The organism is Hyphomonas sp. (assembly GCF_013823385.1).
Lineage (GTDB): Bacteria > Pseudomonadota > Alphaproteobacteria > Caulobacterales > Hyphomonadaceae > Hyphomonas.
In genome coordinates this window covers 66,970-88,953 of record NZ_PNMA01000010.1, presented here as the reverse complement: position 1 = coordinate 88,953, position 21,984 = coordinate 66,970, and the positions used below count along the sequence as shown (strand labels likewise).

The following is a 21,984-nucleotide window of genomic DNA, read 5'->3' as shown; positions in this document are numbered from 1 at the left end:
CGATGCTCGACACTCAATCCATCCTGCAGGCCCTTGCGCCGGAACTCTGGCTCGCTGCGTCCGGTCTTATACTTGTGCTGGTCGGTGCCATAGTTGGTGAGCGCTTCAACAGCCTTTCCTACAAAGTGGGCGCGCTGGTTCTGTTTGGTGCTGCGGCCCTGTCCGCCATCCACCTTCAAGGTGGAGAGGCGTTCAACGGCCTGGTCAAGACCACCACCTTCACGAATTTCACCAAGGTGATCAGCTTCACGCTGGCCGGGGTTGCTGTGTTTGTGTCGGAAGGCTTCCTGAAGCGTCACGGCATCAGCCGCTACGAATACCCGCTGCTGATGGTTCTCGGCTCTCTCGGTATGGGTATCACCCTGTCATCCAACGACCTGATGACGCTTTATATGGGCATCGAAACGCTGAGCCTTTCGTCCTACGTGTTGGCGGCCTTCCATCGGGACTCCGCGCGATCATCCGAGGCGGGCCTCAAATACTTCGTTCTCGGCGCGCTTGCCTCGGGCATGCTGCTCTACGGGGCATCCCTGGTCTATGGGTTCACGGGCACCACATCCTTTGACGGCCTGACGCTGGCAGGGGAGTCCGTCGGCGCCATGTTCGGCATGGTGCTGATGATTGTCGGCCTGGCATTCAAGATTTCGGCCGCGCCTATGCACGTCTGGACACCGGACGTTTATGAAGGCGCGCCAACGCCGGTCGTGGCGTTCTTTGCATCGGCGCCGAAATTTGCGTCCCTGGTCGTCTTCGCCAATGTGATGTTCACGCTGTTTGGCAGCGTGATCCATCAATGGCAGCTGATCGTGGCCATCGTGGCGGGTCTCTCGATGATTGTCGGCTCGCTCGGCGGCCTGACGCAGACCAACATCAAGCGCCTGCTTGCCTATTCCTCGATTGCCAATGTCGGCTATGCTCTGGTCGCAGTAGCCGCAGGACAAGCCCTCGGCGCGCCGGCGCTGCTGACCTTCTCCACGATTTACGTTGTCTCTTCGCTTGGTCTCTTCGCCGGCGTTCTGGCAATGCGCCGCCGGGGCGGCATGGTTGAGAGCATTCAGGAACTTGGCGGGCTTGCGCGCCGCCAGCCGGTATTTGCCATCGCCATGACGGTCCTCGTGCTTTCCGTGGCCGGGCTGCCACCGTTCGGGGGCTTCTTCGGCAAATACGAAGTCCTGCGCGCGGGCGTGGATGCTGACCTTGTTCCGCTGGCCATCGTTCTCGTGATCGCTTCGGTAGTCTCGCTCGGATACTATCTGCGGCTGCTGAAAGTGATGTGGTTTGATGAACCCAAGGAGGCTTTCGAGCGGGTAGACGTGTCCGTGCTTGGCACCGTGATCGCCTGCGCCGTGGTGGCTGGTGTCGTGTTCATGATCTTCATCGGCGAACTCGGTACAGGCGGCTGGGCAAGTTACGCTGCAGCAGGTCTGGCCCCTTGAGCGCTTCCTGGCCGGTTTACCGGTTTGAAGAGATAGACAGCACCAACACGGAGGCGAAGCGGCGCGCTGGCAGTTCCGGACGGTTTGATGACCAATGGATCGTCGCTGCGTCTCAGTCGGCAGGCCGTGGCCGTCAGGATAGGGTCTGGTCTTCTCCCGTGGGTAATATCTTCACCACGGCGCTCTTCGCGGAGCCGGGCGGCATTCCTGTCGCGCTCCGTATCCCTTTTGCGGCCGCCATGGCGGTGGTGGACACCGTGCGGACATTTGCTCCTGATGCGCCAGTCAAAGTGAAATGGCCTAACGATGTCAGGATCGCGCGGCAGAAAGTGTCCGGAATCCTTGTAGAAACAGGCGGCGCGGGCGCGGACCTCTGGATCGCTGCTGGCACTGGCATCAATGTGGCTTATGTGCCGGATAATGTGGGGCAGGCGGCGACCAGTCTCAACCTGCTTAGCGGCCAGAGCCTTGAAACGGAAAAAGTTCTCGGCGCCTATCACTCTGCCTTCGAAGCCCGGCTCGCGCAGGCGCGCAGGGGCTTTGAAAGCCTCCGCCAGGACTGGCTCGATTATGCCGAGGGGAGGGAGCAGGAAGTCTCCGTTCGCGTCGGCGATGTGTTTGTTGAGGGGGTATTCGAGGATCTGGAGGCAGACGGCGCTCTGCGTCTGCGGTTGCCCGATGGAAGTGCGCGCATCATAAGAGCGGGCGAAGTCAGCCTCATCGGACAAGCCTAAACCATGCTTCTGGTCATCGACGTCGGCAACACTAACACCGTATTTGCGCTGCATGATGGGCAGGGTTGGGTCAACCAATGGCGCAGCGCAACGGATTCGACCAAGACCGCCGATGATCATGCTTCCTGGCTCTGGCGCTTGGCAGACATGCACGGGATCGACCTCTCGGCAGTAAAGGGGTGCGTTGTATCCTCCGTGGTTCCCCACGCGCAGTTCAATTTCCGGAATCTTGCACGCCGATACCTGAATGTTGAGCCGCTGTTCATAGGCGAACCGGGCCTGAAGACCGGCATGAACCTCAGGGTTCGGCACCCGGAACAAGTGGGCGCAGACCGTATCGTGAGCGCGCTGGGCGCGCATGTCGCTTATCCGGGCGATCTGGTCGTGATAGACAGCGGCACGGCCACGACATTCGACATTGTGTCCGCAGATGGTGCGTTTGAAGGTGGCATCATTTCGCCGGGTATCTATCTCTCCATGAGAGCACTGCATGACGCAGCCGCTCAGCTGCCCCGAATCGCCATCCAGAAGCCGTCCCAGGTCATCGGCAAAGACACAGTCTCTGCCATGCAGTCAGGTGTGTTTCTTGGATACATCGAATTGATTGATGGGCTCGTGCGCCGGATCAAGGCGGAATGGGGACGCCCCATGACGGTGATCGCGACAGGGGGTGTTGCTTCCCTGTTTGAAGGCGCCAGCGAGACTATTGACTATTATGACCAGGACATCCTCATCCGGGGGCTTCTGGAAGTCTGGAAGCGGAACCGTTGACCATTTCAAACAAATCCTTCGATCAGTCCAAGGACGAACTTGTCTTTCTTCCCCTCGGCGGATGCGGCGAGATCGGGATGAACCTGAATGCGTATGGCTATGGGCCGCGCCATGCCCGCAGATGGATCATTGTCGATATCGGGGTAACCTTCGGAAATTCGGAAACACCTGGTATTGACCTGATCTGCGCTGACCCCGATTTTCTGGTGGGCGAGCAGATAGATGCTGTTTTCCTGACCCATGCGCATGAAGATCATATCGGCGCAGTAGGTCTGCTGTATCCGCTGCTGCGCACCAAGGCGCCGATCTATGCAACCCCCTTCACCTGCGAACTCGTCCGCTCAAAGATGGATGAGCGCGGCGTGGATCATAAATGGCTGAAGACGGTTTCCATGGGCGCCACGGTCAAGGCCGGCCCATTTGAGGTTACCTATGTGACGCTCACGCACTCCATCCCCGAGCCGAATGCGCTTGCTATCCGGACACCCGCCGGCGTTATCCTGCATACCGGCGACTGGAAAATTGACCCCAATCCGCAGATCGGTGCGACCACGGACATTGAGGGGCTGACAGCGCTTGGCGACGAGGGTGTTCTCGCCATGGTGTGCGACTCCACCAACGTGTTTGAGAATGGCGAGGCCGGTTCGGAAGAAACCGTTCGCCTGGGCCTGATCGAGCTGATTGCCGAGCAGAAGCAGGCCGTTGCAGTCACAACCTTTGCTTCGAACGTCGCGCGGGTGAAGTCGATCATTGACGCGGCCAACAGGGCAGGACGCAGTGTCTGCCTCGTTGGGAGAAGCATGCACCGGGTCACGGCGGCAGCCAAAGCGGTCGGCATTTTGCCCGCGCGTCTCGATTTCGTGGATGAGGCTGAGGCGGGCTACCTGCCGCCCGAAAATATTCTTTACCTCTGCACAGGTAGTCAGGGCGAGGCAAATGCTGCGCTTTCCCGTATAGCGCGGGGCGACCACCGGCATGTGGCGCTGCGCGAAGGGGACAGCGTGATCTTCTCCTCGCGCCTCATTCCGGGAAATGAGAACAGCGTTTACAGCCTGCAGAACACCTTGGCGGAGCAGGGGATCAGGGTCATCCATCCTAGAATGGTTCCGCAAACGATCCACGTATCCGGCCATCCCTGCCGCGATGAACTCCGCCGGATGTATCAATGGGTACGCCCGCGTATCGCTGTCCCTGTCCATGGAGAGCGGAGACATATTCTCGAACATGCCTCGTACGCCCGCTCCCTCCAGGTGCCGGAAACTGTGGCGCCGCGCAACGGCAGCCTGATCCGCCTTGCACCGGGCGAAGCAGAAATCCTCGATGAAGTGCCTGCCGGGCGCCTCTTCCTGGATGGCAGCCGCCTGCTGCCCGAAGGCGCTCAGGGCCTGATCGAGCGCAAGCGTCTTCACAATAGCGGCATCATCTTCGCGACTGTGAGCCTCGATCAGGCTGGGCGCGTTGTGGATGGCCCGGTCGTTGTCGTCAAAGGGCTATCCGAGACCGACGGCCGGGTGGCCGAGGAAAGTCTCGAAATCCTGGATGACGCAGCAGAGGCTGCCCTTGCTGGTCTTTCGAAGAAGGACCGCAATGATGATGAGGCGATCGAGCGCGTTATGGGCCGTGCATTGCGAAAAGCGTGTGATATCAATTTCGGCCTGAAGCCGATGATTGAAGTAGTTGTGCTGAGGAGCTGAGATTTTCATGAGCGAATTCAAGATCGGGCCGCTGAACCATGTTGGCATTGCTGTTCCCAATATCGAGCAGGCTTGCGAAACCTACCGGACGCTTTACGGCGCGACGGACATCACCACGCCTTTCGACATGCCCGAACAGGGCGTGAAAGTCTGTTTCGTCAACCTTCCCAACAGCCAGATCGAGCTGATCGAGCCGTTGAATGAGGCTTCGCCGATCGCAAATTTCCTTAAGAAGAACCCCGCAGGCGGCCAGCATCACGTCTGCTTCGAAGTGGCGGATATCAATCAGGCCGTCACCGAAATGGAAAAACGTGGCGCCACTGTGCTGGGCAAACCGCGGATCGGTGCCCACGGCACCATGATCATTTTTGTCCACCCGAAAAACTCCAATGGCGTTCTGGTGGAGCTTATGGAAACTCTTGAAGGGCACCACTGATGGGTATCGCGGGCGCCACAATCGTCTTTGTTTTGGGGTGGTGGATCACCTTCTTCGCCGTTTTGCCGATTGGGGTTAAGGGGCAATGGGAAGACGAGTCCACGACGCCCGGCACAGAAGAGGGGGCGCCCAAGAACCCGATGCTGGTCAAAAAAGCGATCTGGGCCACCATTGGGGCGGCCGTGATCACGCTGGTTGCTGCGTTGGTTATTCCTCAGCTGCTTGCGGAACCGGTCTAGCTCCGGCTAGTGAGCGTGAAAGAATTCCGTAAAAGTCTGGATGATTCATGCGCCTGTCGAAGTTTTTCCTGCCTGTTTCCAAAGAAGCTCCTGCAGACGCCGCGATCATTTCGCACCAGCTGATGCTGCGCACTGGCATGATCCGCCAGAATGGCGCCGGCATCTACTCCTGGTTGCCGCTAGGCTTTCGAGTGCTGAAGCGGATCGAGCAGATCGTTCGGGAGGAGATGAACCGGTCCGGCGCCATTGAGATGCTGATGCCGACGCTGCAGCAGGCAGACCTCTGGCGGGAATCAGGCCGGTATGACGATTATGGCAAGGAAATGCTCCGCATCAAGGATCGCCATGAGCGGGACATGCTGTATGGCCCGACCAATGAGGAATTGGTCACGGACGTTTTCCGCACCTATGTGAAAAGCTACAAGCAGCTGCCGCTGAACCTTTATCACCAGCAGTGGAAGTTCCGCGATGAGGTGCGCCCGCGCTTCGGCGTCATGCGCGGCCGTGAGTTCCTGATGAAGGATGCCTATTCCTTTGATCTGACAGAAGAGGGCGCGCGGGCGGCCTACCGCAAGATGTTCTGCGCCTATCTGAATGCCTTTGACCGGATGGGGCTGACGGCGATCCCGATGCGGGCGGACACCGGTCCGATTGGCGGCGACCTCAGCCACGAGTTCATCATTCTGGCAGAGACGGGTGAGAGCGCAGTGTTCTGCGATAAGGCGCTGCTGGATCTGCCGGCTCCTGGCCTTGATCTCGATTTCGATGCAGATCTCACGCCTTTTGTCGAAGAGCGCACCAGATACTATGCTGCCACCGAGGAAATGCATGACGAGGCTGCCTTCGCTGCATTGCCTGAAGACCGGCGCGTGTCGGCCCGCGGCATCGAAGTCGGCCATATCTTCTACTTTGGTACCAAATACTCCAAACCCATGAACGCTGTCGTGCAAGGCCCCGATGGTCAGATGGTGCCGGTACAGATGGGCAGCTACGGCATCGGCGTGTCCCGCCTGCTTGGCGCCATCATTGAGGCCTGTCATGACGAGAACGGTATCGTCTGGCCCGAAGCCGTTGCGCCTTTCGATGTGGGCCTGATCAACATGCGCCCCGGAGACGAGGCCTGTGATGCGGCTTGTGAAACCCTCTATGCAGCAATGACGGCGGCAGGCCGCGAAGTGCTCTATGACGATACGGATGATCGAGCCGGCGCAAAGTTTGCGCGAATGGATCTGATCGGTTTGCCCTGGCAGACAACAGTGGGGCCGCGCGGCGTGGCCGAAGGCAAGGTTGAGGTTAAAAACCGCAAGACCGGCGAGAAGCATGACGTCAAAATTGAAGACATGCTGGCCCAGCTGAAAGGCTCCTGATGAGCGCTACGCCTTCTGCCACGCCGTTCGGAAAACTGGAGCGGACGCTTGCCTGGCGATACCTGCGGGCACGCCGCGAGCATGGCGGCGCCAGCCTGATCGCGGTGATCTCGTTCATCGGCATTTTCTTTGCCGTCGCCGCGCTGATCATTACCATGTCGATCATGAGCGGGTTCCGGGCGACATTGCTCGACGCGCTACTCGGCGGGGAACCTCACATTTCGGCGGCGGTGGACGGTATCCCGCAGGATGAGGCGCAGGCGCTTGCCAAGGTCATTTCCGAAACGCGGGATGTTGTGAGCGTTTCCCCTTACATTGAGCAGTTTGTGCTCCTGTCCGCCAATGGTGTCCGTACCGGCGGTGTCGTCAGGGCAGTGCCACCTGCAGACCTCAAAACCATGCCGATCCTCAAGGATGGCGGCGCGGCGGCGTTGGCAGCCGGCTTCGGCGAAGGCCGGAATGGCGGGAACGTCATCATGATCGGCCAATATCTGGCCGCCAATCTTGGTCTTCAACCAGGTGACGGTGTTGAGATTGTAACGTCTCAGATGCGATCAGGTCCGATCGGACAGACGCCGGTCAGCAAGGCCTATATCGTTGGGGATATCTTCCGCACGGGCTCTGCCCAACTCGACAACGTATATGTCTTCATGCCGATGGAACAGGCTCAGATCCTGTTTCAGTCGAAAGGCCGTTACCAATATCTCGATATCCGGGTGAAAGATCCGGACACGACAGAGATCGTGATGCAACGCATTGCGGAAGCCACTGGCTACAGCCTGCTTTTGCGCGACTGGAAAACCAAAAACCGCACTTATCTTGGCGCGCTGCAGACAGAGCGCGTCATGGTGCGTCTTCTGGTGACCATCATTATGATGATCGCCACACTGAACATCATCGTCGGTGTGGTTATGCTCGTGAAGAACAAGACGCGTGATGTCGCGATCCTCCGCACAATTGGCCTCAGCCGCGGCGGCGTGCTGAGGGTATTCCTGATGGTAGGAACCGTTCTGGGCTCTCTCGGCGCGCTGCTGGGAATGATTGTTGGCGTTCTCTTCATCCTCAACATTGGCCCGATAGAGGCGCTCATCAATCTGGCGATTGATGGAGAGGTATTCCCGGCCGAGCAATACGGGCTGGATCATCTTCCCGCTGTACTGGACTGGGGAGAAGTATTCAGCACAGGCGCCTATGCGCTTGTGATGTCGATGGTTGTCTCGTTGATCCCGTCTATCTGGGCCTCCTCCCAGGATCCGGTGAAAGCGCTGAGGTTCGAATGACACAGCCCGTACTCGAACTTCTCGGAATTGACCGAACCTACCGGACTGCGGCCGGCGCGCTACAGGTTCTGCGGGGCACAGATCTGCGTGTGTCGCCGGGAGAGCTGGTTGGACTGGTGGGGCCGTCAGGTTCCGGGAAGTCCACCCTCTTGCACACCGCCGGTTTGCTTGAACGGCCAGAAGGCGGATCGATATTTCTGGATGGAATTGACTGCCTGAAGCTGAACGACAATGGCCGCACGGGCATCCGCCGCCGGAAGATCGGCTTCGTCTACCAGTTCCACCATTTGCTGCCCGAGTTCAACGCCATCGACAACATTGCCATGCCCTTGATGATTGCCGGGGTAAAGAAATCGAAGGCTCGCGAAAAAGCCTCCCGCCTTCTGGGAGAGATGGGCCTCGAAGAACGCGCCTTCCATCAGCCAGGCCAGCTTTCCGGGGGTGAGCAGCAGCGTGTTGCCATCGCGCGTGCGCTTGCAAACGACCCGAAACTCGTCATTGCCGATGAGCCTACAGGCAACCTGGATCCGGCAACCACTGAAAGGGTTTTTGCAACGCTCATCAAGATGGTGCGGGAAGAGGGGGCGGGGGTGCTTGTCGCGACCCATAATCTGGCGTTGACCCGGCACATGGACCGCATTCTGACCCTGCAGGATGGCAAGCTGGTCGATTACACAGAGTGATCCTTTGTGGACTGCTGGCGGCAGATGCTTCCAGCTTTGCTGATTCGGTGAGATGATCCGCGCGGAAGAGGATTGCCGCGTGACGAAACCTGTTTTTATTCATCTTGCTGTCCGCTCCAGCTATTCACTGCTGGAGAGCATGATCACGCCATCAGATCTGGCAAAATGGTGCAAGCAGCACAGCATGCCCGCCATGGCGGTGACGGACCGGAACTGTCTCTTCGGCGCGCTGGAGCTGTCACTGAAGCTGACGGACTACGGGGTCCAGCCCATCATGGCCTGCTGCTTCGATGTAACCGATGGATCACCCAAGGCCGAACCCTTCCGGCTGACGGCATATGCGCAGGATGATGTTGGCTATAAGCGCCTCATGTTCCTGTCGTCGCGGGCCTATCTTGAGGCAGATGATGGTGTGCCGCGTCTTCACAAGAAGTATCTGCTGGAGAGTACCGAAGGGCTCATCCTTCTGACAGGCGGCTCGGAAGGTGAAATAGCCCGGCATATCCTGAAAGGCCGCATGGCGGACGCGCGAACCGAGATGGCAACGCTGGCGGCCGCCTATCCGGGACGCTGCTACGTCGAGATCACACGTCACGGCACGCAGGACGAGATCAAGACCGAGCAGGGTCTGGTGGAACTCGCCTACGAACTCGGCTTGCCGATTGTGGCCACACATGATGCGCGCTTCATGAAGCCTGACGACGTCACGGCTCATGACGCCATGATGTGCATCGCCAATGGGCAATATTTGGGACAGGACGACCGCAAACGGGTGGAGCCGGATCAATATCTGAAATCTCCCGAAGAGATGGTGGCGCTGTTCGAGGATCTTCCGGAGGCTATCGCCAACACTGAAGAGATCGCCCTGCGGTGCTCCGTCCGGGCAGAAACCCGAAAGCCAATCCTTCCGAACTTCAGCAAGGAAGGGCGCTCGGAAGCAGAAGAGCTGGCCTATCAGGCGCGCGAGGGCCTGGAACAGCGTCTTGCGGAAGCAGACCGTCTTTATGCGGATCGAGAAAAATACATTGAGCGCCTGGACTATGAGCTCGGCATTATCGCGCGCATGGGGTTTCCCGGCTACTTCCTGATCGTTTCGGACTTTATCAAATGGGCGAAAGCAAATGCTATTCCGGTCGGTCCCGGCCGGGGGTCGGGTGCAGGCTCTCTGGTCGCATGGGTGTTGTCGATCACGGACCTCGACCCTCTCCGGTTTGACCTGCTGTTCGAGCGCTTCCTCAATCCTGAGCGTGTCTCGATGCCTGACTTTGACGTGGACTTCTGCCAGGAGCGCCGCGGCGAGGTGATCCGCTATGTGCGCGAGAAATACGGCGCAGACAGCGTCGCCATGATCATCACCTTCGGTACGCTTCAGGCAAAGGCTGTGGTGCGGGACGTGGGCCGGGTGATGCAGATGCCTTACGGGCAGGTGGACCGGCTTGCAAAATTGATCCCTTTCAACCCCGCCAAGCCTCCGACGCTTGACGAGGCGATTGCCGCTGAACCGAAGTTTGACGAGGAAATCGCGGCAGACCCGCGCGTGGGAGAGTTGATCGATACGGCGCGGGCCCTGGAAGGCATGTACCGGAACGCCGGCACGCACGCGGCAGGGGTCGTCATTGCAGACCGCCCGCTGGTTGAGCTGGTGCCGCTATACAATGATCCGCGGGCTGATCTACCGGCCACACAGTTCAACATGAAGTATGCCGAGATGGCCGGCCTCGTGAAGTTCGACTTCCTTGGCCTTAAAACCCTCACGGTGATCGACCGGGCTTTGAACTTCATCCGGCGGGATGGCGGTGATGTCGGCCCTGCCTGGCGGAGCATGGATGATCCGGCCACCTATGAGCTTATGGCAAGCGGTGAGACTCTCGGTGTGTTCCAGCTTGAAGGCGCAGGCATGCGGGACACGCTCCGCCGGGTACGCCCCAACAACATCGAAGACCTGATTGCTATTATCTCGCTCTATCGGCCAGGCCCTATGGAGAACATCCCCGTCTATGTTCAGGGCAAGGAAGATCCAGCCTCTGTACGATACCAGCATCCCGACCTGAAACCGGTGCTGGAGGCAACCTATGGCGTGCCCGTCTACCAGGAGCAGGTCATGAGGATGGCGCAGGAGATTGCCGGCTACTCGCTTGGCGAGGCAGACCTTCTGCGCCGCGCGATGGGTAAGAAGAAGCTCGAAGAGATGATCGCGCAGCGCAAGCGCTTCGTGGAGGGCGCGGCGGCCAACAAGGGGATGAAGGAATCACTAGCCAACGAGATCTTCGATACGATGGAGAAATTCGCTGGTTACGGCTTCAACAAATCCCACGCTGCCGCCTATGCCCTGATCGGGTACCATACGGCCTTCCTGAAATGCCATTATCCAAAGGAGTTCATCGCCGCCTCGATGAGCCTCGACATCGGCAATACCGACAAGCTCGCCGCTTTCTTTCAGGAGGCCAAGCGTTTGCGCATTCGCGTGCTGGCGCCTGCGATCAACGCGTCACAGCCTGATTTCGATGTGAATGAGGATGGAATTGTCTACGCGCTTGGCGCCATCAAGGGCGTTGGAATCGAGGCGATGAAGCATGTCGTGGCGGTGCGCAATCAAGGCGGCCGGTTCAAGGATCTCTATGATTTTGCCGAGCGGGTCGATCCCAGGCACGTCAACAAGAAGGCGCTCGAATCTCTGGCTAAATCGGGCGCCCTGGATGGGCTTGAGTCAAACCGGGCGCGTGTTTTGGCCGCTGTGCCATTGCTGGCGCAGTACTGTGCCAGCCAGGCGGATGACCGCCAGGGCGGGCAGGGGGGCTTGTTCGGCGAGGCAGAACCGGCGCTGCGGCCCGACTTCCCGCCCTCAAAGCCATGGACTGCGCAGCAGAAGCTGGACGAGGAGTTCAAATCCATCGGCTTCTACTTCTCGGGCCACCCGCTGGACGATGTCCTGACGTCGATTGACCGGGACCGCGTTACGCTCGCGATGGAAATCCATGAACGGGCTGCCGACGGTAAACCATTGGAAATGATTGGCATTGTGCGGTCCAGAAATGACAAGCCCAGCAAGAATGGCGGCAAATTCGCGTTTCTGACGATTTCCGACCCCACAGGTGAACTCGAGATGATGGTCTTCAATGAGGGCCTTCAGCAGTATGGCGACCTGCTTCAGCCCGGAAAGGCGGTGGCCATTACTGTAACGGCCAAGCTTAACGGCGAGGAACTTCGCCTCAATCTCGACCGGGCGATTGAACTGGAAGCGGCAAGGCTGTCCAAGCCTTCAGGCTCTTTGGTGGTTCGGCTTGGCCCTGATTCAAATCCAGCAGATCTGGCCGGGGTTGTGCGGCGCCTTGAGCAGCTTCCGGACGGCGACAGGGGCGTCATTTTCATCGAGCTGATCCTCGAGGATGGCCGCATCGTTACCATGAGGTTGCCCCAAACCTACACCATCGGCCTGCGAGCCCAGCGCGCCCTGAAGGAAGTTCCCGGTGTGGAGAAGGTCGATCCGCGTCAAGCCGCCTGAATCTCCAGTGTTTTGGGGCTTGTCGTTTCGCCTGAATTGAGTATACGCGCGCTTTCTAAACCATGTCGCGGGTGCATCCGGTGCGACGGGATTTCCCGTAGTTCCCCCTGCGACGGCCAACCGGATGGAGAAAATCGATGGCCCTTCCTGACTTCTCGATGCGTCAGCTGCTCGAGGCTGGTGTTCACTTTGGTCACCAGACCCACCGCTGGAACCCCCGCATGAAGCCGTATATCTACGGCGAGCGTTCCGGCATCCACATCATGGACCTTTCGCACACTGTTCCGGCGCTGCATCAGTCGCTGGTTTTCGTGCGTGATACCGTTGCCAAAGGCGGCCGTATCCTGTTCGTGGGCACGAAACGTCAGGCTCAGGAGCCTATCGCTGAAGCCGCTCAACGCTGCGCTCAGTACTACATGAACCATCGCTGGCTCGGCGGCACGCTGACCAACTGGTCGACCGTTTCCAATTCGATCAAGCAGCTGCGCGAACTGAATGCTATGTTCGAGAGCGGTGGTGGCGCAGGCCTGACGAAGAAAGAGCTGCTCGACCTGCAGCGCCGCCGTGAGAAGCTGCAGAAATCGCTCGGCGGTATCGCAGACATGGGTGGCCTGCCGTCCGCAATCATCGTGATCGACACCAACAAGGAAGCAATTGCCGTTCAGGAAGCCCGCAAACTGGGTATCCCGGTGGTTGCCGTCCTCGACACCAACTGCAACCCCGCTGACGCAGATTACGGTTTCCCCGGTAACGACGACGCGGCCCGCGCGATCTCGCTCTACTGCAACTTGTTTGCAGATGCTGTGCTCGACGGCCTGGCTGAATCCACCGCAGGTCTCGGCGTTGATCTTGGTGCTGCCTCGGACATTGCGTCTCTTGCCGATGCCGACGTCAAACTGGCTGACGAAGAAGCTGCAGGCGAAGCTTAATCGCTTCTCCTGCTAACCCAAGATGAAGGAACAATCTCATGGCTGAGATTACTGCTGCACTTGTGAAGGAACTGCGCGAGAAGACCGGCGCAGGCATGATGGACGCCAAGAAGGCGCTCGTCGAAAACAATGGCGATCAGGCCGCTGCGATCGAATGGCTTCGCGCCAAGGGTCTGTCGAAGGCCGCCAAGAAATCCGACCGCGCTGCGGCAGAGGGCCTTGTCGCCGTCAAGCTGTCGGCCGACGGCAAGTCGGGCGCGATCGTCGAACTGAATGCTGAGACGGACTTCGTTGCCCGCAACGAGATCTTCCAGAAGTCTCTGGACGGCATCGCTCAGGCCGCTCTCAACGTGGATGGCGCCGTAGACGCCCTCGCAGGCGCTCCGTCGCCGGATGGCGAAGGCACTGTTGACGACCTGATCAAGCGCATGATCGCCACTATCGGCGAAAACATGACGCTCCGTCGCTTTGGGAAGCTCTCGGCTGACGGTCGCGTTTCTGCTTACGTTCACAACGCTGTTGTGCCCGGCATGGGCAAGGTTGGCGTTCTTGTGGCGCTGGATGGCTCGGGTGATCTCGAAGATGCAGGCCGCAAAGTGGCTATGCATATCGCCGCGACTTCGCCTGCCGCCGGCACGACGGCTGAGCTTGATCTGGCACTGGTCGAATCGGAAAAACGCATTCTGACAGAGCAGGCTCGGGAAAGCGGCAAGCCGGATGCGGTCATCGAAAAGATGATCGTTGGCCGGATGCAGAAGTTCTACAAGGAAGTGGTCCTCGTTGAGCAGCCCTTCATCATGGATCCCGACAAGACCGTCGGCGAATTCCTGAAAGAGCAGGGCGCTACCCTGAAAGGGTTTGTTCACTACAAACTCGGTGAAGGCGTTGAGAAAGCTGCGGACAACTTCGCCGACGAAGTTGCTGCGCTCACAAAAGGCGCCTGATCGGGCTTGCCTTTCGGCCCGCGAGGGGCTTTGAACAATCCCGGCCGCCCCCCTCAGGAGCGGCCGGGATTATTGTATCCAGTGCTCATAATAAAAGAGATTGGGGTTTCATTATGCCATCCGGAGAGCCTGAAACTGGCGAAATGAAATATCGTCGCGTTCTTCTTAAGCTCTCGGGCGAGGCGCTGATGGGAAACGGGCAGTTTGGAATTGATATTCCGACCTGTGAGAAGTTTGCGCGCGCGATCGCTGAGGCCCGGAAGGCCGGGGCGGAAATCTGCCTCGTCATCGGCGGCGGCAATATCTTTCGGGGCGTGGCTGGCGCTGCAAAGGGCATGGAGCGCGCGCAGGCAGACTCCATGGGCATGCTCGCCACTGTCATGAACGCCCTCGCTATGCAGAGTGTGCTTGAGAATATCGGTGTGCCCACGCGCGTACAGTCGGCCCTGAACATGGATGCCATCTGCGAGCCCTACATTCGCCGGCGCGCACAGCGGCACATGGAAAAGGGCCGCGTGGTGATCTTCGCGGCAGGCATCGGCAACCCGTTTTTCACCACCGACACCGGCGCCGCGCTGCGCGCAATCGAGATGAATTGCGATGCGCTGCTGAAGGGCACGCAGGTAGACGGCGTCTACACTGCTGACCCTAAGCTGGACGCGACCGCCACTCGCTATCATCAGGTGGCTTATCAGGAGCTCCTGGCGAAAGATCTTCGCGTCATGGACTCCTCTGCCGTCAGCCTGATGAGAGACAACAATGTACCGATCGTGGTTTTCTCGCTCAAAGAGGAAGGTTCGCTGCTGAATGTCCTTTACGGGCGAGGCACATCCACGACGATCACCAATGAGGGAGCAGAAAAGCCATGAGCTACAGCAAACAGGACATTGAGCGCCGGATGGAAGGCGCGCTCGCGTCTCTGGCGTCAGAATTTGCAGGTTTGCGGACTGGGCGGGCCTCCGTGAATCTTTTGGACAGCATCCAGGTTCCGGCTTATGGCGGCATGTCGCCCCTCAGCCAGGTGGCATCTGTAACGGTCTCCGATACGCGGATGCTGTCGGTGAACGTCTGGGACAAGGCTGTCGTGGGCGCCGTTGACCGCGCGATCCGCGAGTCCGGCCTGGGTCTGAACCCGGTTATGGATGGGCAGAACCTGCGTATTCCGATCCCGCCTCTCAACGAGGAACGCCGGGTGGAGCTGACAAAGATTGCCGGCAAGTATGCCGAAGCTGCCCGCGTCGCCGTGCGCAATGTGCGCCGGGACGGTATGGACGCCCTCAAAAAGGCCGAAAAGGATGGCGAGATCAGCGAGGATCGTCACCGGGCCCTCTCGGATGAAGTGCAGAAACTCACCGATGCGTTCGTAAAGCGTGTCGACGAGGCGTTGAAGTCCAAGGAAGCGGAGATCATGCAGGTCTGATGTCGCGGGCAGCTGCCCCTCTCGACCCTGTGCCGGCGGGTGAACAGCCCGCCGCCCCTCGCCATGTGGCGATAATCATGGATGGAAATGGCCGCTGGGCTACGGCGCGCCATCTCCCCCGGTCCGCCGGACATGAGCGGGGCGTTGAGGCCTTGCGCCGGACAGTTGATGCAGCCGGCGAGCTCGGGATCCGGTATCTCACCGTATTCTCCTTCTCGACCGAGAATTGGCGAAGACCGCCAGCAGAAGTGAATACCTTATTTGCACTGCTGAAAGCTTATGTTCAGCGGGATCTCGGGCGTCTTAAGGCTGAAGGTGTTCGGATACGGATAATCGGCCAGCGTGAAGGCTTGCCGCCGGATATCGCAAGTCTCGTCAAGAAGGCGGAGCTGGAGACGAGCGCAAACACCCGGTTCAATCTTACGATCGCTTTCAATTATGGGGCGCGGGACGAAATACTCCGCGCCGTGCAGGCCGTTGCGCGCGACGTGAAGGCAGGAATTCGCGATGACCACATCTCCGAATCGGATTTCGCGGCCTATCTGGACACGAGTGGCCTTCCGGACCCTGACCTCCTGATCCGTACAAGCGGGGAGTTTCGCATAAGTAATTTCCTGCTTTGGCAGGCGGCGTACGCTGAATTGCTGTTTTGTGACGTTCTTTGGCCGGATTTTGGCCGGTCCCATCTTGAAGAGGCCCTTAAAAGCTACAATGAACGGGAGCGCCGGTATGGCGCGGTGACTCCGGGAGCAGGCTGATGGGCGACTGGACGCCGACCGAAAGGCGGTTTTCCGAACTTCCTGCCCGTTTGGCATCTGCGTTCATTCTGATCCCGATGGCACTTGGCGCTGTCTGGATGGGGGGATGGTGGCTCGCGGCGGCGTGCGCTTTGTTCGGATATGTCATGATGCTGGAATGGTGCGCGATGAGCGCTACACCGCATCCTCATTTTCTCGCGGTGCTTGGCGGGCTCTTCGCAGCTTCGTTCCCCTTGGATAACCTCGTCATTACGCTTCCAATAGGGGCTGCAGCATTGTCACTTGCCTTGGTGGCCGCTCGCCCCGGTGTCCACACGCGGATAGCGGCTGGCTTTGGTGTCGTCTACGTTTTCGCAATGGTCGCTGGCCTTTACCTGCTCCGGGAAGGGAGTTGGGAGGGCCGTTCGGCTGCGCTTTACTTCATGTCGTTTGTCTGGGCGTCGGACGCGGCGGCGTACTTCTTCGGCAGGGCGATCGGCGGCCCCAAGCTTTTGCCGAGTGAGAGTCCGAATAAGACGTGGAGTGGTGCAATTGCTGCTGTCATCGTGTGCGCAATCTGTGGTTATTTCGCCGCGATGATAGAAGAAAGCGATCCCCTCGTGTGGATGGCAACAGGGATAGCGATATCAATCGTGGCACAGGCGGGCGACTTGTTCGAAAGCGGGCTGAAGCGCCGTTTCAAGGTCAAGGATTCGGGAAAGATACTTCCCGGACATGGCGGTCTTCTGGACCGCGTGGACGGCCTGGGGGCGGTCAGCGTTGCCGGAAGCATTGCGCTTTGCGCCATTCCCGGTTTCGCGGCGTCTTTGGGGCTGTGATCTGATGGTGCGCAGGGTTTCCGTTTTTGGATCCACAGGGTCCATTGGCCAGTCAGCGTTCGACGTGATTCGCCATGCGATCGAGACCGGCGCGGCTGAGTTTGAAATCGAGGCCCTGGCTGCAGGCCGAGATGCGGAGAAGCTCGCCGAACAAGCGCGCGTCCTGCGTCCCCGCATTGCGGTTATTGCCGATGAGGGCCGTTTCGACGAACTTAAAGCCCGTCTGGGCGGCACGGGCATTGAGGTCGCAGCAGGGGCTGCGGCACTCAACGAAGCGGCGGCCCGGCCATGCGATAGGGTTCTGGCAGCCATTGTGGGCGCAGCGGGCCTGGAATCCACATTGGCAGCCATCTGCGCCGGCAATGACGTCGCCATCGCCAATAAGGAAAGCATCGTCTGTGGCGGCCCGCTCATGCTTCAGGAGGCGAGAAAGTCTGGCGCCCGAATTCTTCCCGTTGATTCCGAGCACAGCGCGATCTTCCAAAGCCTGGGGGACGGCAAAAACCTTGAGCGGCTGACCATTACGGCGTCCGGTGGGCCGTTTCGCACATGGACCCTGGACGAGATGGAGCGGGCCACTCCGGGGCAGGCCGCAGCACATCCTGTCTGGTCGATGGGCATAAAGAACTCAATCGACAGCGCTTCCCTTATGAACAAGGCCCTGGAGTTCATCGAAGCGGCTGTGCTTTTCGATATGCCGGCATCGGAGATCGACGTTCTGGTTCACCCGCAGTCCATTATCCACGGGATGGCTCATTTCAGCGACGGCTCCGTGATCGCGCAGCTGGGCATTCCGGATATGAAAACGCCGATTGCCTACGCTTTGGGGTGGCCAGACCGGATCCTTACAAGCGTCACCCGGCTCAATCTTGCTCAAATTTCGAAGCTGGAATTTACCGAGGTTGACGAAAATCGTTTCCCTTCGATCCGTCTCGCGCGCGAGGCAATGAGCGCCGGTCCAGGCGCGCGCGTGATATTAAATTGCGCTAATGAAGCGGCAGTTTCAGCCTTTGTTGCTGAAAAATGCGGGTTTCTAGATATCGCAAGAGTGGTGGCAGCCGCACTGGAGCGCTTTTCATCCAGTAATTTTGCCTCTAGCAAATGCGAAACGCTTGAAGAGATAGCAGAATTAAGCCGATACGGGCATTTCCTAGCGTCCGATTGGTTAAGCAACGCCCCAAGCCGGGCAGGGGGATGATCGAGTGGATCAGATTCTGAGCCAGGGGCCACTCTTCCTCGCTTGCCTGATATTCATGATGGGCATCGTGGTGGTCATCCATGAGTTTGGTCACTATCTGGCCGCCCGCATGTATGGCGTGGCGATAGAATCCTTTGCCGTTGGTTTTGGAAAACCTCTTGTGGAGACCCGTGACAAACGGGGCACCCGTTGGCGCATCAACTGGATACCGCTCGGCGGGTTCGTAAGTTTTTTACCGGCAGCTGCACGCCAAGAGGATGGCCCTAACGCTGATATTGTCGGCAAGTCGTTTGATGACCTGAAACCCATTCCAAAGATTGTGGTCAGCCTTGCGGGCCCATTTGCAAATTTTGTGTTGGCGACGCTCATCTTCGCACTGGCCGTCGGTGTGTTCGGGACGCCGAAATTCGAAGTTCAGATTACCCATGTAGCTGAAGGCATGCCTGCCGAAGAAGCCGGGCTTCTGCCCGGCGATGTTATTCGTCAGATCAACAACCGCGATATATTCAGCGGCTTTGACGTGACATCCATGGTTCTCGTCAGTCCCAACAAGGCGATGAACTTCGTGGTGGAGCGGGATGGGCAACCGCTGAACCTCGCCGTCACGCCGCTGGAAATAGTCCGGCCCAACGAATTTGGACAGATCGTGCCCCAAAGCACCGCGGGGTTCAATCTGGCCCACACTGAGCTCATAGAGCGGGTTCAATATGGCCCAATCGGGTCTCTCGTCGCCGGCACGGCGCAAACCGGCCGAACCATCGATCAGACCGTCAAAATGCTCAGCCGAATCGCCACCGGCAATATGTCTGTTCACACGATGTCCGGGCCTGTTGGGGTAGGGGACATCTCCCGCCGCGCGGTCAATCGGGTAATGGAGCAGACTCAGCTGACGTCATGGCAGAAGACAGAGCAATTGTTCTGGATGCTCATGAGTGTTTGTGCGGCAGTTTCTGTGGGCGTCGGCTTTTTCAACCTGTTGCCACTGCCAGTGCTGGATGGCGGACGTGTTGTGTTTCATGCATACGAAGCCATCACTGGAGCGAAACTGCCGAGCCAGGTGGAAGCTTTCGCATTGAGAGCGAGCGTGTTTCTTCTGCTGCTTATGGTGGTGGTTATCACATGGGGAGATGTGATTGAAACGGGCGTATTTGGACGAGGAGGTGGCTGATGAGACGTCAGCCCGATACGGAGAGTGATATCCATAATGCGTAAGTTCCTCGCGGCCACATTTCTTGCGACCAGCGCCCTTGCATTGGGCGTGAGCAACTTCGGCGCCACTGCCAGCGCGCAGGAAGACTCTCTTTACGGGGGAACGATCCGATCGATTCTGGTTGAGGGCAACCAGCGTATCGAGGCGCGCACGGTCCAGTCGTACCTTCTGGTCGAGCCCGGCGACGCATTCGATCCCGACCGGATCGACCTTTCTCTGAAAACACTGTTTGCAACAAACCTGTTTGCCGACGTTTCGATTGATCGCCGGGGCAACGACCTTGTTATACAGGTCGTTGAGAACCCGATCATCAACCGGGTGATTTTTGAGGGCAACCGCGCGCTCAAGGACGACAAGCTTCGCGAGGAAATCCAGGCTGCGCCGCGTGGAATTTTTACCGCCGCCCGCGTGCAGTCAGACGTGCAGCGGATCATGGAGCTCTATCGGCGGTCGGGCCGGTTTGCTGCCAAGGTGGAACCGCAGTATAAACCTTTGGAACAGAACCGTGTGGACCTGATCTTCGAGATCACCGAAGGGCCCGTTACCGGCGTTCGCTCGATCAACTTCATCGGCAACCAAGCTTATTCCGACTCCCGGCTGCGCAATGAGATCGTTACGAAGCAATCGCGGTTCTGGCGTTTCTTCAGTTCCAACGACAACTACGATTCAAACCGTCTCGAGTATGACCGCGAACGCCTTCGCGAGTTCTACCAGAATAACGGCTATTATGACTTCCGCGTTTCGTCCGCTGTCGCAGAGCTGACGCCGGATCAGAAAGACTTCTACATCACCTACACGGTGGAAGAGGGGCGCCAGTACGATTTCGGCGTGATCAAGGTAGAGACTGCACTTGAGAAGCTGGACGCAAATGTTCTGCAGGCGGTTGTTCCAATTCAGGAGGGCGAGCTTTTCCGCGGCAGCCTGATCGAAACAACGATCGATAGTCTGACATATGCAGCTGGCGTCGCCGGTTACGCCTTTGTGGATGTCCGCCCACAGATCAGTGTAAACGAACAGTCCGGCCGGATCGACATCACCTTCGCGATCGATGAAGGCCCGCGTGTCTACATCGACCGGATCAATATCGTTGGGAACACCCAGACACTGGACCGCGTTATCCGCCGCGAACTCCGTCTCTCCGAGGGCGATGCATTCAACCGGATTTTGCTCGACCGCTCGCGCAACCGCGTCCGCGCGCTTGGCTTCTTCAAGGATGTTGAAGTCGTTGAAACACCCAGCGAACAGCCGGACCGGACCATCGTTGATGTCAAGGTTACAGAGCAATCGACGGGCGAGCTGTCCTTCGCTGCCGGTTTCTCCTCGGTCGATGCCTATCTGTTTGATCTAAGCGCATCTCAGCGGAACCTTCGTGGACGCGGCCAGTCCGTCGTCGCCAGAACGTCCCTCTCAAGCCGGCAGCAGATCGTGGATCTGCGCTTTACGGAGCCGCGCTTCCTGGATCGGAACCTGTCGGCCGGCGTTGATCTGTTCGCGACCCGCCAGGATTTTGAAGAATACACAGGCTTCACCAGCGACACGATCGGCGGCGGTGTGCGAATGGCGTTCCCGCTCACGGATCGCATGCAGATGGGTGTCCGTTACCGTCTGCAGTCTGATGATGTCAGTATTGCCAACCAGAATATCATCATCGATTCCAGCGGCATGCTTCTGCGCAGCCGCACGCAGATTGCAGGGCAGGATACACCGAACGATCTCACCGATGACATCTACAGACTTCCGGAGCCAGGTGACGAAGGTCCTGGCGAGGCTGTGGTTGATATCTGTGACCCCGCTTACCTGCTCCGCAATACGATTTGCCGTTCGGAACGCAGCGACATCTCCAGCATTGTTGGGTATGATTTCTTCTGGGATCAAACCAACGATCCGATTTCGCCAACGCGCGGTTTCAATTTCCGCTTTAGTCAGGATCTCGCCGGTGTTGGCGGCGATGTGAAATACATTCGTACGGAAACTGGCGCATCTTTCTATCGCGGCATCTGGCGGGACGTGGTGGCCAGCGCGAACTTCTCCGGCGGTTTCGTGGTGCCGCTGGATGATGAGCAGGGCGTGCGCATCAACAATCGCTTCTTCCGCGGTGGCAGTACATTCCGCGGCTTTGATGTGGCGGGCCTTGGTCCCCGTGAAATTCTGCGCCTGATCGATCCGGATACGGGCGAAGTTGTCTCCACCCAGCGACTCAACTCAATGGGCGGCAACGCGTACTATCAAGGTACATTCGAGCTCACGGTTCCAAACTTCATTCCGGAAGAATACGGCATCAAGAGCGCGCTGTTCCTGGACGTCGGCTCTCTTGGATTGCTTGAAGATGTCGACAAGGGCGCCACAGTCATTCTTGAGGATGGCGCTCCGTTCGGCTACCCAGGCCTGACGGCGATCCGGATGACAAAGGACGCGGCAACGCTGCGGGCTTCCGCTGGTCTCAGCGTGTTCTGGAACTCGCCTTTCGGCCCAATCCGCTTCGATTTCTCGCAAATCCTCCGCAAGGAAGAATACGACCGGACAGAAACCTTCCGGTTCTCCACCTCAACGCGATTCTGATATCGC

Annotated in this window: 19 protein-coding genes; all 19 read left to right on the top strand. The window is 58.7% G+C overall.

What is annotated here, in order from left to right:
* Nucleotides 1-2: 2 nt before the first annotated feature.
* The 19 genes from nuoN (at nucleotide 3) to bamA (ending at nucleotide 21,978) form a co-directional block, all read left to right on the top strand.
* Complete coding sequence (gene nuoN, locus C0456_RS08330; protein ID WP_291050432.1) at nucleotides 3-1,436, top strand: NADH-quinone oxidoreductase subunit NuoN; 1,434 nt, start codon at nucleotides 3-5, stop codon at nucleotides 1,434-1,436.
* Nucleotides 1,433-2,170: a biotin--[acetyl-CoA-carboxylase] ligase gene (locus C0456_RS08325; protein ID WP_291050431.1), complete on the top strand. Its 738-nt coding sequence runs from the start codon at nucleotides 1,433-1,435 to the stop codon at nucleotides 2,168-2,170. Before nuoN ends, C0456_RS08325 begins: the two co-directional genes overlap by 4 nt.
* Nucleotides 2,171-2,173: 3 nt before the next feature.
* Nucleotides 2,174-2,941, top strand: a complete 768-nt coding sequence (locus tag C0456_RS08320; RefSeq protein ID WP_291050430.1) for a type III pantothenate kinase — start codon at nucleotides 2,174-2,176, stop codon at nucleotides 2,939-2,941.
* 77 nt (nucleotides 2,942-3,018) lie between these two features.
* Nucleotides 3,019-4,635 (top strand): ribonuclease J, encoded by a 1,617-nt coding sequence (locus tag C0456_RS08315; protein ID WP_367179232.1) that lies wholly within the window; start codon nucleotides 3,019-3,021, stop codon nucleotides 4,633-4,635.
* Nucleotides 4,636-4,642: 7 nt separating this feature from the next.
* A complete protein-coding gene (mce, locus tag C0456_RS08310) occupies nucleotides 4,643-5,071 on the top strand; it encodes a methylmalonyl-CoA epimerase (protein ID WP_291050428.1) in 429 nt (142 codons plus the stop codon).
* Entirely contained in the window at nucleotides 5,071-5,310 is a 240-nt protein-coding gene (locus tag C0456_RS08305) for a DUF1467 family protein (protein ID WP_291050427.1), read from the top strand. Before mce ends, C0456_RS08305 begins: the two co-directional genes overlap by 1 nt.
* A 47-nt stretch (nucleotides 5,311-5,357) precedes the next feature.
* Nucleotides 5,358-6,677 (top strand): proline--tRNA ligase, encoded by a 1,320-nt coding sequence (gene proS / locus C0456_RS08300; RefSeq protein WP_291050426.1) that lies wholly within the window; start codon nucleotides 5,358-5,360, stop codon nucleotides 6,675-6,677.
* Nucleotides 6,677-7,957, top strand: coding sequence for an ABC transporter permease (locus C0456_RS08295; protein ID WP_291050425.1), 1,281 nt, complete (start codon nucleotides 6,677-6,679; stop codon nucleotides 7,955-7,957). The genes proS and C0456_RS08295 overlap by 1 nt, the downstream gene beginning before the upstream one ends.
* A complete protein-coding gene (locus tag C0456_RS08290; protein WP_291050424.1) occupies nucleotides 7,954-8,640 on the top strand; it encodes an ABC transporter ATP-binding protein in 687 nt (228 codons plus the stop codon). The genes C0456_RS08295 and C0456_RS08290 overlap by 4 nt, the downstream gene beginning before the upstream one ends.
* Nucleotides 8,641-8,719: 79 nt before the next feature.
* Entirely contained in the window at nucleotides 8,720-12,142 is a 3,423-nt protein-coding gene (dnaE, locus tag C0456_RS08285) for a DNA polymerase III subunit alpha (protein ID WP_291050423.1), read from the top strand.
* 137 nt (nucleotides 12,143-12,279) lie between these two features.
* On the top strand, nucleotides 12,280-13,071 hold the full coding sequence (gene rpsB / locus C0456_RS08280) for a 30S ribosomal protein S2 (RefSeq protein WP_291050422.1): 792 nt from the start codon (nucleotides 12,280-12,282) through the stop codon (nucleotides 13,069-13,071).
* A gap of 38 nt (nucleotides 13,072-13,109) precedes the next feature.
* Nucleotides 13,110-14,015, top strand: coding sequence for a translation elongation factor Ts (gene tsf, locus C0456_RS08275; RefSeq protein WP_291050421.1), 906 nt, complete (start codon nucleotides 13,110-13,112; stop codon nucleotides 14,013-14,015).
* A 113-nt stretch (nucleotides 14,016-14,128) separates the two neighbouring features.
* Complete coding sequence (gene pyrH / locus C0456_RS08270; RefSeq protein WP_291050420.1) at nucleotides 14,129-14,884, top strand: UMP kinase; 756 nt, start codon at nucleotides 14,129-14,131, stop codon at nucleotides 14,882-14,884.
* Nucleotides 14,881-15,435 carry a ribosome recycling factor gene (gene frr / locus C0456_RS08265; RefSeq protein WP_291050419.1) on the top strand — a complete coding sequence of 185 codons (555 nt, stop codon included), beginning with the start codon at nucleotides 14,881-14,883 and terminating at the stop codon, nucleotides 15,433-15,435. Before pyrH ends, frr begins: the two co-directional genes overlap by 4 nt.
* Complete coding sequence (locus tag C0456_RS08260; protein ID WP_291050418.1) at nucleotides 15,435-16,193, top strand: isoprenyl transferase; 759 nt, start codon at nucleotides 15,435-15,437, stop codon at nucleotides 16,191-16,193. The genes frr and C0456_RS08260 overlap by 1 nt, the downstream gene beginning before the upstream one ends.
* Nucleotides 16,193-17,011, top strand: coding sequence for a phosphatidate cytidylyltransferase (locus C0456_RS08255; RefSeq protein WP_291050417.1), 819 nt, complete (start codon nucleotides 16,193-16,195; stop codon nucleotides 17,009-17,011). The genes C0456_RS08260 and C0456_RS08255 overlap by 1 nt, the downstream gene beginning before the upstream one ends.
* Nucleotides 16,908-18,209: a 1-deoxy-D-xylulose-5-phosphate reductoisomerase gene (gene dxr / locus C0456_RS08250; protein WP_291050416.1), complete on the top strand. Its 1,302-nt coding sequence runs from the start codon at nucleotides 16,908-16,910 to the stop codon at nucleotides 18,207-18,209. Before C0456_RS08255 ends, dxr begins: the two co-directional genes overlap by 104 nt.
* A gap of 4 nt (nucleotides 18,210-18,213) precedes the next feature.
* Nucleotides 18,214-19,377 (top strand): RIP metalloprotease, encoded by a 1,164-nt coding sequence (locus C0456_RS08245; RefSeq protein WP_291050414.1) that lies wholly within the window; start codon nucleotides 18,214-18,216, stop codon nucleotides 19,375-19,377.
* 36 nt (nucleotides 19,378-19,413) lie between these two features.
* Entirely contained in the window at nucleotides 19,414-21,978 is a 2,565-nt protein-coding gene (gene bamA, locus C0456_RS08240) for an outer membrane protein assembly factor BamA (RefSeq protein ID WP_291050412.1), read from the top strand.
* Nucleotides 21,979-21,984: the final 6 nt, after the last annotated feature.